Below are 14,011 nucleotides of genomic sequence, written 5' to 3' on the forward strand. Positions count from 1 at the left end.
ACGCGGTCCGGGAACGCCAGGGCCTCAAGGCGCTCATCGGCGCGAGCTCCAAGATCCAGATGGCGCAGACGTCGGTCCAGCTCGTCGGCGCCAGTGTGGCGGTCAACCGCGGAGTCGCCGCCGAAATCGCCCGGCACCTGCCGGCCAAACCCGCGGCGGAGCTCGCGCCGGACACCGTGCCCGGCCTGGTCGCCGAGGCCGCGGAGAAGTTCCGCGCCCGCGCGATCACCCGTCCCGGCATCCGATCGGCGCGGTTCCTGACCGCGGAGGAGGTCGCGGCCGAAAAGGCGCAGGCCGAACACGAGAAGGCCGTGAAGGCCGTCGCCGCGGCGGAGAAGGCGGTCGACCAGACCGCGGACGAGGTGCGCACGGCCGAGAAGGAGAACGCCTCGCCCGACGTGCTGGCCGAGAAGGTCGTGGCCGCGGAGGCCGCCGTCGCCGCGCTGGAAGCGGCCAAGGCGGCCGAGATCCGAGCGGAGCGCGTCGCCGAGGAGAAGGCCGAAGCGGCCAGGGAACCCGCTAAGCGCAAGGCCGCGGGCGAGGCCTTCACGCCGGAGGAGATCGCCGCGGCGGTCCGCGAGGGTGACGGGCTGACGGTGGTGATTTCGGCCAACCCGCGCCTGCGCACGCCGAAGGTGCCGGGCGAGCTGCGCGTCAAGATCGGCGCCACGGCGGAACTGCCGGGACACGTCTCGCCGATGCTCACCCACGGGCCGATCTACAAGAACGGCAACACCGACGTCCGCGAGTTCGTGATGCGGCTGCCCGCGCAGTGGACCGCCGACGGCACCCGGGTGACGGCCGAGCGCCTGGAAAGCTGGATGCACCGGCACGCCGACGACCTGATCGAGCGGGAACGGTTCATGCACCGCCGCGAGATCCGCCAGCTGGGCATCGCCGCGTTCGGCCGCGCCATGGGCAGCGGCGCGGTCAGCGCCGCGGTCAGCGTGCAACAGGGCAACACCGCCGCGGCCGGGCAGTCCGCCACCGAAGCCGGGCAGCGGACGGTCGACGGCGCGATGCGGATGGTCACCGCCCGCAACGCCATCGAGCGGACCGCGGCCCGCATGCTCAAGGAACTGAACCCGCAGGTGGCGACGGCCCGCGTCATGGACGACTGGGCCTGGGCCCTGGCCACCGAGGTCCGGGAGACCGACGCCGACCTGCGCGAGCTGCTCGGCAGCCACCTGGACGACCCCGCGCTGCGCAAGACGGCGCAGGAGATCCTCGACCGCCGCGCCGAGCTGCCCAAGCCCGGCGCCCTGTTCGAGGAGTTCGAGCGCATGCGGGAAAGCGGCGAACTCACCGAACGCGTCAAGCACCTCGCGAAGGTGCTGCGGTACGGCAACGGCGAGCTCGTCCTGCACATCGACAAGGTCGCCAAACCCGGACCGAAGGAACTGTGGGCCAAGCTCCGCGGCGCGCACCGGCAGCAGCTGATCTTCCGGTTCGTCACCGGCATCCCGGGCGAGCCCACGCGGGTGCTGGCCAACGCGATCGACTCGCACTTCCTGGTCGTCGGCGAGAACGTGGAGGAGGCGCTCGACCGGATCTCCCGCATCGTCGCGGTGTACCACCACGGCCCGACCGGCGTGCCCGGCGCGCTCAACCTGATGCTCGACGAGCTCGGCCCGGGCAACGTCGGCAGCTTCCTCAACCGCGCCACCACCGAGGTGCTGCGGCCGGCCCCGAAGCCGAAGCGGCCCGGAGAGGCGGCGCCGGCGGACCCGACCGTGCGGAACATGGTCATGCAGGCGCTGTCCGGGATCGTCTCGACCACTGTCAACGTGATCTCGGCGAGCTGGTTCCGCCGCGGCGACTTCCTCAAGAGCGAGCAGTTCCGCTGGCGCTACGCCTACGACGGCGCGGTCATGTCCGAGGACCGCGACCAGCTGGCCCAGTACTTCGCCAAGCGCACGGCCGAGTACAGCCGTCGTCAGATGCTGGACCTGCTGGAGTTCGCGGAGGCGGCGGGCTGGTACGCGCCGAAGACGGTCGAGGTGCTGCGGGAGGTGCTGGCCGAGGGCACGAAGTCGGCCGCCGAGGTGTTCGTGCGCCACGGTGTCCGTGCCGACCAGTTGCCGGAGCAGTGGACCTGGTCCGATCTCGACCAGCACGTGCGCGACAACGAGCCGCCCGCACTGGCCCGGCGCGAGGCCGAGGAGCTGCTGGCGCGGATCGAGACCGAGATGCGGGAGCTGGACGTGCACCCGGCCGACCGCGACCTGGAGCACCTGGCGCTGCGTGAACGGTGGGGCGAGACGGTCATCGCCCTGGCCCGGTCTCAGCCGGGCGCGGCAGGCTTCTACAACCGCAACGTGCGCGTCGAAACCGGTTTCGGCCCGGTCAACGTCCGCATCCCGGTCGACGGCGCGTCCTCTGTGGACCTGCGCGTCTGGCACGAGGCGGACCTGCTCGCCCGGCTGCGGCCGGTGCTGCCCGGAATGGCCACCCAGCTGCCCAACGTCTCCCAGATGTGGCAGTCGCTCGGCGCGAACCAGGTGCAGACCTTCGAGGAGGGCCGCACGCTGGCGCCGGGGGAGCCCGTGCCGGTCCACACGCTCGACGCCATCGCGCGGCTGTTCGCCGAAGCGAGCCGGGTGCGGGCGGCGGAACTGCCGCCACTGCCCGACGGCTGGCCGCTCAGCGGCGACACCGCCTCGTTCGGGCGGCGGCTGTCCGACCTGACCGAGCAGGTGCACGCGCGGGCCGTCGCGGAGCACGGCGACCTGCTGAACGTCTTCGCCGTGCCGGAGCGGCCGCTGGCGGCCGTGCGCGAGGGCTGGAGCGAGCTGACCCGGCGGCCGTTCGGCCTGGTGCACATGAACCTGCACCGGGGCAACGTCCTCGTCCGGGACGACGGCGCCGCCTTCCTGGACTGGGAGCTGGCGCTCTACGGCGATCCGGTCGCCGAGATGGCGCGGCACCTGCACCTCATGCGGTACACGGCGGAAGAGGAGGCCCGGCTGCTCCGCCGCTGGGCGGAGGTCATGCCGGCCGAGGCGATCGCCGGCTGGGAAGACGACCTGCCGCGGCACCGCGCGCACTTCCAGATCAAGTCCGCGATCGACGACACGATCCGGGTGGCGGAGGCGTTCGCCGATCGGGACACGTCCCCCGAGCGCAAGGCGGAGCTGGTGGCGGACCTGACCGCCAAGCTGAACCGGGCGCACGAGCTGTGGGGCACCGGCCGCGTCTTCACCGTCCGCCAGGTCCGGCTGGCGGTGGAGGAACACGTCTCCGGCCCGCTCACCGCCGAGCCCGACGTGGAGCGGCCGGAACTGCCGTCCGGCCCGCTGGAGCCGTCGGTGGAAACCGCCCGCGCGGTGGCGGTGCAGGCGGGCCTGGACGTCACCGACGTCCGGATCCGGATCGTGAGCGACCCGGAGATCCTCGCGCTGATGCGCGAGGAGGGCGTGCTGGGCATGACGCCGACGTTCGCCGAGGACCAGATCTGGCTGGCGCCCGAGGCGTTCGCGTCGGTGGACACGCTGGCCCGCGTGCTCGGGCACGAGCTGGCGCACGTCGGCCAGCTGCGCCTGGGCGTCCGGCCGACCGCGAACCTCGTCCCCCTGCTGGAGAGCAACGCCGAAGCCCACGGCGACGCGGCCGTGGACCGCCTGCACGGCCGCCACGCCCGTCCACCGATCGTGGAGCCGGACCAGCTGCCGGCCCCCGAGGGCGAGGTCGTCCCGTTCCTGTTCCACGGCGCACACGACACGGCGGCCGGGGCGTTCGCGGCCGACCGGGCGGTGCGCGCGCAGCTCGGTGAACTGGTCACGCTCGCCGACGCGGCCCGTCGTGGCTGGGCGTCGCTGGCCGAGGTGACCGAGCGGCTCGGCGACCCGGTCGCCGCGGTCGAGCGGGCCGAGGAACTGGCGGCGCCGCTGACCGAGTTGCTGGACGCGATGGGACCCCGCGTCCAGCGGCTGTCCGGGCAGCTCGACGAGCTGATCGCGCGGCACCAGGCCGGGGACAGCCGGACCGAGGCCGCCCTCACCGACCGGTACCGCCGGCTGGCCGGGCTGCTGGAGGAGATCCGGAACCGCCGGGAGGACCACCGGGCGCAACTGGCCCGCGCCGCCGTCGCGCTGGTCCGGTTCACCCTGTGGACCGGGATCGCCGAGCAGGCCCGCGCGGCCGAGCAGGCGAACGAACCGCTGCCGGATTTGGACGGCAGGCCGGTCTCGCCGGCCACCGCCGACCGGCGCGCCGAGGCCGCGCGACGGGGGCTGGACCGTGCCCTGCGGCGCGCCGACGAGCTGCACACCCCGTTCGCGGCGGCGTTGTCGGAACTCGCGCGGGAAGCCGAGGCGCTCGACCGGGTGCACCAGGAGAACCCGCGCCTGGCCGTGCACGACGAGGGCATCGACCCGGCCCAGGACACGCGGAAGATGCTGCGCGCCGATCCGGTGGGCGACGGCCCGCTGACGGTCGCGGGACTGTCCGAACGCGACCTGGCTGCCCTGGAACGGCTGTTCGGCCTCGCCGAGCAGCACCAGCGGGTCGTGCATTCCCTCACCGCGCGGGGCCTGGCCGGAACCAGGGCCCGCGACTTCACCGGCCACGCCGACCCGCAGGCGGTGGCCGAGCTCCAGGCGCTGGAGGACGACCTCAAGCGCCTGGTGAGCGGTGACGCGGCGGGTCGCGACCACGGCCTCGGGCTGAACCAGGCGGTCGGCCGCGGTGACGAGCGGTTCCTCCTCGTCGAGGACGCCCTGCTGACCCACCCCCGCTTCCGCGGTCGCGGCACCGACGTCTTCGCGACGCTGAAGCTGCTCGCGCAGCTCCGCACGGCGGAGGAGCACCCGGCGCCCGGATTCGCGCACTGGCTGCGGAGCCTGCGCGAGCAGGGGCTCGGTTTCCCGGACACCAAGGGGGTGCTCGACGACCGGATCTACCACGTGCGGGTGACGCAGACGGCCGAACTCCCGGTCATGGCGCTGTACACGCCCGTGGACCAGCAGGAACGGCCGGACCCGGTCGACGCCGCCGAGCGGTCGTACCACAACGTCGACAAGGTCAGCTGGTGGTCGGGCACCGACAAGTCGTCCGGGGGCAGGCTGCCGCGCGCCGCATTCACCCTGCGGACCGAGGTCGGGCCCTCGCTGGCCGAGATCGAGGCGGGCACGCACCCGCTGGCCGCGGAGTTCCGCCTGCGCACCAAGGCCGACTGGATCGAAGACCGGTTCGGCGTGACCATCTCCACCGAGGCGGACCTCGAGGCGTTCATCCAGCGGCACGGGTCCGACCCGACCGAGGGCCGGGACCTGCCGGTTCCGGCGGCGGTGCCGGTGCCGCTGATCGAGGCGTCCCAGGTGGTCGTCGTGGTGCGGCCGGACGCGACCCGTGCCGAAGCGGACGCCGCCCGGGACCGGATCCTCCCGGCGCAGATCGCCGCCTACCGGTCCGAGCAGCCCTCGGCGGGGGTGCCGATCCGCGCCAACCTGATGGCGCAGCTCGGCGGCGGTGCCGGCGTGGCCGCCGGGACGCTGGCGGCCATCCTGAGCGGCCAGGGGCTCAGCAGCATCTACCTGGCCGGCCGCGCGGCCTACCTCGTGTGGTCCGTCCTCGCCGGCCCGGTCGCGGACCACATCTCCTACGCCAAGCTGGTCGACGCGTACAACGAGTTCCGCCGCCAGGACGCGGCACTCATGGGACGCGGCTTCGGCGCCACCGCGAGCGCGCTCGCCCAGGGCGAGTACGACACGAGCACCGCGTTGCGGCCCCTGGCCGAACTCGCCGGCACCCCCGTGCCGGACGTCGCCCCGCCCGAGCGGCCGGCCCAGCTGACCACCGCGCAACTGGCCGAGTTCGAGGAGCTGATGAGCCGCGCCGGCGCGGAGGTCGCGGCCCGGATCGCGGACGGCGCGTTCCCGGAAACCTATCTGTACAGCACCGATCTGCGGCAGACGTTCGCCCGGATGCGGTCGGTGCGCTGGGAGGACGAGCGCATCGCGTCGCGGGACGCGGGCACGCAGTCCGTGCGGGACGCCGGAACGCTCGTGCTCGAACTGCCGAGCGGGGAAACGCTGAAGGTCTCCCTGGTGGTGGGCCGCCTGGAGCGCTCGTACCAGATGCTCAAGGGCGGTCACGTCCCTGCCCGGGAACAGCGCTACTGGATCGGCATCTCGCCGAACGCCTTCCTCGGCGGGCCGGACGCGGTTCGCGCCGCCCTGTCCGAGCAGCTGGTGGACGTCGTGGTCAAGGGCGAGCAGATGTGGATCCAGCCCACGCTGACGACCCTGGCCAAGGAGCACTTCCCGACGCTGCCCCTGGAAGCCGCGATCACCGCCGCCTTCAACATCGCCGCCGGCAGCCCGGAACTGATCGCGCCGCTGGTCGCCGGCAGCGCCGGGACCCGCGGCGGGATGATGTACTCGCGGTTCCGCACCTGGTCGGACCTGATGCTGTCGTTCAAGCTGTGGGAGGACGGCGTCCGGGAGCGCCAGGGCTTCCAGGAGATCATCGGCGTCGGCGCCAAGATCCAGGCGGCCGACACCGCGCTGCGGCTGATGGACACCGCACACGGGATCGTCCGGAGCGTCCGCGCGGAGATCGACTCGCATCTGCCCCCGGAACCGGAGCGGCCCCTGGTGCCCGCCGATCCGGCCGAGCTGATCGCACGGGCCGCCGGTGAACTGGCCGCCCGCGCCATCACCCGTCCCGGGGTGAAGGCGGCGCGGTTCCTGACCGCCGAGGAGCTCGTGGCCGAACGGGCGGCGGCCGGGTACGAGGCCGCCAAGAACGCGGTCGCCGCCGCCGAGAAGGCCGGGGACGCCACCGGCGCGCTCGTCGAGGCCAGGGCGGAGGCCGAGCGGGTCGCCCGGGAAACGGCGGCCGCCGCCGAGGAGCAGGCGAAGCGGAAGGACTCGGGTGAGGCGTTCACCCCGGCGGAGATCGCCGCGGCGATCCGCGAGGGCGACGGGCTGACGGTGGTCGTCACCGCGCACCCGCGCCTGCACACCCCGAAGGTGCCGGGCGAGCTGCGGTTCACCTTCCGCGTCGCTGACGACCTGCCCACCACGGTCGCGCCGATGACGACCCACTCGGCCATCTACAAGCGGGGTGTCACCGACGTCCGGGAGTTCCACACCTACCTGCCCGCGCAGTGGGCCGGCCGCATTGCCGCGGACGACCTCACGACCTGGATCCACCGCCAGACCGACGACCTCATCGCGCGCGAGCGGTTCCTGCACCGCCGGAGCAGCAGGCAGCTCGCCATGGCCGCGTTCGGGCGAGCGATGGGCAGTGGCGCCGTGAACGCCGTGGCGAGCCTCGAACAAGGCAATACCGTCGCGGCCGGGCAGTCCGCGGCGGAGGCCGCCCAGCGGACCGCGGACGGCGCCATGAGGGTTGTCACCGCCCGGGCCACCGTCGACCGGTACGGGGTCAAGATGCGGAAGGAGATGCCCGCTACCGGTGCGACCCCGCGTGTGATGGACGACGTGGCGTGGGCGACCGCCACCGAGGCGCGGGAGACCGAAAGCCGGCTCCGGGCGCTGCTCGGCCGGCACCTCGACGACCCCGTGCTGGGCGCGAAAGCCCGGGAGATCCTCGCCCGGCGCGGGCCGGAAGCCGCCCCGCCCGGCACGGCGATCGCGGAGATCCGCCGGATGCGGGACACCGGTGAGCTGGCGCGCCGGGTCAAGCACCTGGCCGAGGTGGTCGACCACGGCGACAACCACCTCGTGCTGCGGATCGACCGCGTGCCCCGGCCGGGGCCCTTCGAGCTGTTCGCCAAGTTGCGCGGCGCGCACCGGCAGCACCTGCGGGTCCACTTCCTGCCGGGCGTGCCCGGTGACCGCACGCGGGTGGTCCGCAACTCCGCCGACTCCAGCTTCCTCGTCGTCGGGGAGGACGTGACCGAGGCGCTGGACGCGATCTCCCCGATCGCCGAGGTGTTCCACCGCGGCGCGGCCGGCATGCCCCGCGGGCGGACGCTGCTGGTCAACGAGCTGGGACCGGGGAACGTCGGCGGCGCGGTCAACCGCGGCACCACGGAGGTGCTCCGGCCGGAGCCGAAGTTGCGCAACTTCGCCCTGCAGATGGTGTGGGCGGCGGTGTCGAGCTGGGCGAACATGCGCACGACGATGTGGGCCGGGCGCGGGGAGTCCCTCGACCTCGATCTGTACCGCCAGGGTTACGCCTACGACGGCGTGGTGCTGTCGGCGGACCGGGACCAGCTGGCCCAGTACTTCGCGAGGCAAACGGCCGAGTACAGCCGTCGTCAGATGCTGGACCTGCTGGAGTTCGCGGAGGCGGCCGGCTGGTACGCGCCGAAGACGGTCGAGGTGCTGCGGGAGGTGCTGGCCGAGGGCACGAAGTCGGCGGCCGAGGTGCGCGCGCGGCACGGTGTTCGCGTCGAGCAGCTTCCGGAGCAGTGGACCTGGTCCGATCTCGACCAGCAGGTGCGCGAGGCTGAGGCCTCGGCGCCGGCGCTGCCCGCCGGCCCGGTCGAACCGTCGGTCGAGACCGCCCGCCAGGCAGCGGCCCGGGCGGGCCTGGACCTGACCGGGGTCACGCTCCGCGTCATCGACGACCCCGATCTGCTCCGGCTGATGCGGAGCGAGGACCAGAAGGGAGTCACCCCGACCCGGTACGAGGGCCGGGAGATCTGGCTGGCTCCCGAGGCCTTCGAGTCGATCGACACCCTCGTGCGCGTGCTCGGTCACGAGCTGACGCACGTCGACCAGCTGAGGCAGGGGATCCGGCCGGTGCGGCCGGCGGCGGAGCTGCTGGAGGAGATCGCCCGGGCCGGCGGCCAGGCCGCGGTGGACCGCCTGCACGGCCGGCCCGCGCACCCGCCGATCACCGAGCCGCGCCTGCTGCCGGAGACCGGCGACGACGAGGAGGTCGTCGAGTACCTCTTCGACACCGGCTCCAGCGCGTCCCGGTTCTGGGTGCACTCGTGGCCGGAGCAGACACGGGCCTTCCACGCGGTGGCGCCGCTGTCGAAGATCATCCCGGGGCTGACCGCGTGGATGAACGGACGGCGGGACTGGACCATCCTGCTCGACGACGTGCCCGTCCGGGTGGTGTTCACCGAGGACCCGGCGCCGGGGGGCCGCATCGTCCGCTCCGGCAGGCGGAAGGTGATCGAGATCGAGGTGGAGGCGAGCGCGACGCCGGAAAGGGCCGCCCGCCACCTCGGCTACCAGCTCGGCTGGGCCAGGCAGGAGCTGCGCCCGGCGGGCCTGGTGCGCAAGTCCGTGCGGTTCCGCAGCACCGCGCCCGATGCGCCGGACGCGGTCGGCCCGCACGTCGCCGGACTGCTCGCCGCACTGAACGTCATGGCGGAGCACAAGGCCCAGGCCATCGCGGAGTCCGGCTACGACGTGTCGCTGGAAGACTTCTACGCCGAGGCCGACGAGCTGGCGAACGCGGTGCACGGCAACTGGGACGCCATCGCCCGGCGTCACCTGAGCGACCTGACCCGCGCCCTGCTGGCCGAGCGGGACCACCTCAGGGACCTCGCCACCCGGGAACAGCTCACCGGACTGCCCGCGCACCTGCAGGAGACGCTGCCGGACGGGGACTGGAGCCTGCACAACACGGTGCGGCGAGCCGCTCCGGCCCAGGGGCCCGAACCGGAGACGCACGCCTTCCCGAGCGTCCAGGCGAGCCGGGTGATCGGGGAGCGCGGCGGGCTGCTCCCGGCGCCGGACGCCTACCGCGAGATACTGGACAAGTCGTTCCACCGCCGCGAGGAGTCCGCGAGCGAGCGCCTGCGTCGCTTCGTCCGGCTCGTCAACGGACCCGGCAACGACCCCACCGCGCGGCTCAACGACGTCGACGCGGTCATGACCGTGCACGACTTCGTGGTCGGTCACGGGACCGATGCCGCGGCGCGGCGCACGTTCGACGGCTTCCGCGACGGGGACGTCACGCGGGCGGTGGGGCGCGAGCTCGGGGGAGAGGGGCGGATCGAGGACCGCGGCGGCCGGTTCCAGCGGCTGTTCGACGTGCGGGACCCGCTGCCGGACGGTCTCGATCGCGCCGGCGCCGTCGAGGCCGCCTGGCAGCGGGTGGTGGACGCCATCCGCGGCGCGCCGCCCGCCGATGTGCCGCGGACCCGGAACGGCTTCCGCCGGGAACCGGGGCCCGCCTTCGCTTACGTGGTCGTGCACCGGGCCGGGCACGAGCCGCTCGTCACCGCCGTCACCGCTTTCGAAGATCCCGAGCCGCTCTTCCTCGACCCGGTGAACCGGACGGCGTCGGAGTCCCCGCTCTACTCCGACGACGTGATCGCGCTGGACGTGGTGGTGTACGGCGATTCCACGGAGACCGGACCGCGGAACAGCTCGGTCCCGATCCCGGGCCTGCCGCTGTCGGAGATCAGCACCCGGCCGCCGACCGCCGCCTACCGGGACGCCATGCCCGCCGCCGACCGCGTGCGGTGGATGGAGCTGGCCCAGCAGGTGGTCGTGGACGAGCTGCTCAACGCCGACGTCGCGCAGTACCCGCTGTCCTTCCCGCCCGAGGTCGCCGCCGAGTTCAACCGCCTGGGCAGCGATCGCCGGGCCCGGCTGGAACTGCGCGCACTCGGGTACACCATCGGCGCCGCGGCGAACCCGGAGGCGTTCATCGCGGCGGTGCGGAGCTTGCAGAACACCGCGCGGTGGCGCGGAATCCCCCTGAGCACGCTGCTGGCCGAGAACTGGGACGCCGAACTCGGGCCCCTGGTCCAGGTGACCGAGACACCGATGCGGTATCCCGAGGGCGCGACCAGCGACGAGGCCTGGCTGAAGAAGGTCAGGAAGCTGGTGCTCGCGGAAACCACGGAGGCCGAACGGCGGCAGCTCGCGCAGGCCCGGCCGGATCTGTGGGCACTGCTCAACTCGACCTACGGTGCCGACGACACCTCCCGTGAGGTCGGCGCCCCGTACGACCGGCCGGACGGCCTGCGGCCGGTGACCAAGGCCGCTCAGGACAAATTGCGGAAGGCGCTGAGCGGCTCCCCGGACCCGGCGATCTGGGGTCCACTGATCCTGGGGGTGGGCGCCGAGCCGTTCGAGACGTTCTCGGCGGTGGTTTCGACCCACGTCGACGGTGTGCCGAAGTTGCCCGCGAAGCCGACGCTGGACAGCTACGACGCGGGCCGGTGGCAGGGGTACGAGCTCGGCGCCTCCGGACGGGTCGAGCAGCAGCGGGGTGTCCGGATCCAGAACCTGCCCTCGTGGGGCCTCAGCGTCCGGCGCGACTTCACCAGGCGGATCGAGGCCGCGCTCGCCGCGGCCGGTCCGCAGGCCGTGGCGGTCCTGATCAACCGGTCCGGCGGGTCCGTGGACGACTCCACCGGGCTGGTCATCGCGGCGCGGCACGGCGAGTCCGTCCGCTACGTGGTCCGGGACGATCAGGGCGTTCGCGTCGAGGAGTCCCTGCCGGTCCTGCAGAACCTCGAGCACGGCATCGACGTCGTGGTCATCGACGGGACCGGCGCTCCCGTCCCGGTTCCCGGCGCCGCGCCGAGTCCGCTGAGCACCGTCCCGCCCTCGGCCGCCTACCTGCGTGCCATGGCGGATGACGACCTCCACGCGGTCGTCGGGCGGACGGTCGAGCTCCTCCGGCGCGGTCCGGCGGAACTGGACCTGCCGGTGGAGGTGTCCGCGGTCCACGACGGGCTGTCCGATCCGCGGGCCCGGGCCCAGTTGCTGTCCTGGTTCGACGCGACGGGCCGCGACGCCGGTCTGCTCGTGCGCGGGCTGGAGACGTTCCGCGCCCTCGCGCTGGATCGCTTCGACGGCGACCTCCGCCTGGTGGGCGAGGACGAGGTGGTCGAGCAGGCCCTGGCCCGCGCATGGGACGAGGGGCTGGGCACGGTGGTCACCCTCGACGCGGAGTCCGGCGCGGAGCCGGCCGCGTCGGAGCCGGCCTCGGCCGGACCGCTGCCCACCACGGTGGAGACCGTGCGGCGGGTCGCCGCGCGGGTCGGGGCGGACCTGACCGGCGCCGAGATCGTGATCAAGGACGATCCGGAGTTCCTGGCGCTGCTCGCCGCCGAGGGGGCCAGCGCCCTGACCGTGACCGCCGAACGGGCGATCTGGTTCAGCCCGGCCGCGTTCCGGACGGAGGCGAAGCTGGCGGAGGTCCTGGGACACGAGCAGACCCACCTCGCCCAGCTCCGGCTGGGTATCGCGCCGCTCAAGCGGCACGTGGCGGGCCTGGAGGAGCTCGCGCTGCGCAACAGCGCGATCGCGGTCCAGAACCTGCGGACCGGGCCCCGCCCGTTGCTGCTGCCCGACCCGGACCACTACGTTCCGGTCCCGATGACGCACCGCGACGTCGTACCGTACTTGTTCGACACAGGAGGAGACAGCGTTGACGACGTTCCAGGTGACCAAGATGGACGATCTGGCGGTGTTTCCGGGGATCCGGCTGCTGGGGCGGGAAGAGGGGGACCCGATCGAGCCGGGGCTGACCCTGACCGACCCGGTGACGGGCCGCGCCTGGCCGGTCCTGTCGGTGGAGTTCCCGACGCCGCTGGCGCGCCGCAACGGGTGGACGACGCTGCTGGTGGAACGCACGGGGGAACCGGCGCCGGCCGTGGGGACGACCCTGAGCAGCGAGTCCGGCACGACCGCGAGCAGCTCCACCTCGCACTGACCGGACTCGCCCGGGTGCTGCCCGAACTGAACGTGTCCGTCGTGGACGGACAGGTGCAGGCCGACCTGTCGGGCGTGCCGATCGCGGTCGACTACACCGACGCCGCGACCCGGCGCGGCCCGCGGCTGATGCCGGCCTTCGCCGGCGGGCCCGCCGGGCCGACCGGCACGATCCGGCTCCGGCTGGAGCCCGGGACCGGGCGGGACCAGGCCATGCGGGACCTCGCGGACCGGCTCGGCCGGGTCCGGCACGAGCTGCGCCCGGAGACCCGGTTCCAGCGGTTGCGCCGCGGCAAACCGGGTGGCCCCGGTGAGGCGACCGCGGTCGACGCCCCGCTGGCCGGACGGCTCCTCACCCTGGACGTGCTCGCGCTCCAGCAGGCCGAAGCCGTCGCCGAGCACGGGGATTCCGCGGTGAGCGGCGAGCTGGGCGAACAGGCCGGGGACATCGCGATCTCGCTGCCCGAGGGCCGCGATTTCGACGCCATCGCCCAGGCACACCTGCAGCCGCTGACCCGCGCCCTGCTCGCCGAGCGGGACCACCTCCTCGACCTCGCCACCCGCGAGGAACTGCGTCAGCTGCCCGCGGAGGAGCAACTCAGCCTCCCGGAGCCGGAGTGGGCGGTGCACAACGTCGTCCGCGGCGAGGTCCGTGGAATGACGCGCGAATCGCCGTTCCCGCCGGCGCGCGCGTCGCGGGTGCTCGGTGAGCGCGGCGGCCTGGTGCCCTCACCCGGGGCCCGGCTGGCGATCGCCCAGGCGATGCTCGGCGAGAACGGCGAGCGCACCGCGGACGACCTGGCACGCGCGGTGCGGCTGCTCGCGCCCTGGCCGGCCGACCCGGCCGGGCCGCTGGCGCACGCCGACGCCGCGATGGTGCTCCACGACTACTGGATCGGCCTCGACATCGATGTGGCCGCGCGGCGGACGTTCGACGGGTTCGCCGACGGCGACCCCGGCAAGCCGCTGGGCGGTGAGCAGGTGGGCCGCATCGAGGACCGGGGCGGCCGGTTCCAGCGCCTCGCCGACTTCCGGCAGGTGCCGGAGGCCCAGCGCGCGGAGGTGATCGCCGCCGCGTACCAGACGGTCGTGAACGCGCTGGCACGCACCAGCGGCAACGCGTTCGCCTACGTGGTCGTGCACCGCGACGGCGCCGAACCCCACGTCACCGCCGTCGCCGCCCGCGACGGACAGTCACCCGTGTTCCTCGACCCCGCGCACGGCAGGGCCGCGTCGCAACCGCTCTACGGGCACGAGGACGGCGTGTACGCCCTCGACGTCATCGTCCACAGCGGACCGAGCAGGTCCTCGGCGGTGGCCGCGGCCGTGCCGATCAACGGGCTGGAGCTGTCCGAGATCAGCTCCCGCCCGCCCACCCGGAGCTACCTCGAGGCGATCCCGAAGAC

1 pseudogene (only partly in view) is annotated in these 14,011 nt (G+C 73.7%); it reads left to right on the forward strand.

What is annotated here, in order from left to right:
• Positions 1-14,011, forward strand: a pseudogene (locus D0D15_RS27525) (hypothetical protein) (its annotated part extends 14,788 nt beyond the left edge of the window); the annotation flags it as partial.

This window comes from Amycolatopsis thermalba, assembly GCF_003385215.1.
In the GTDB taxonomy this organism is placed as follows: Bacteria; Actinomycetota; Actinomycetes; order Mycobacteriales; family Pseudonocardiaceae; genus Amycolatopsis_E; species Amycolatopsis_E thermalba.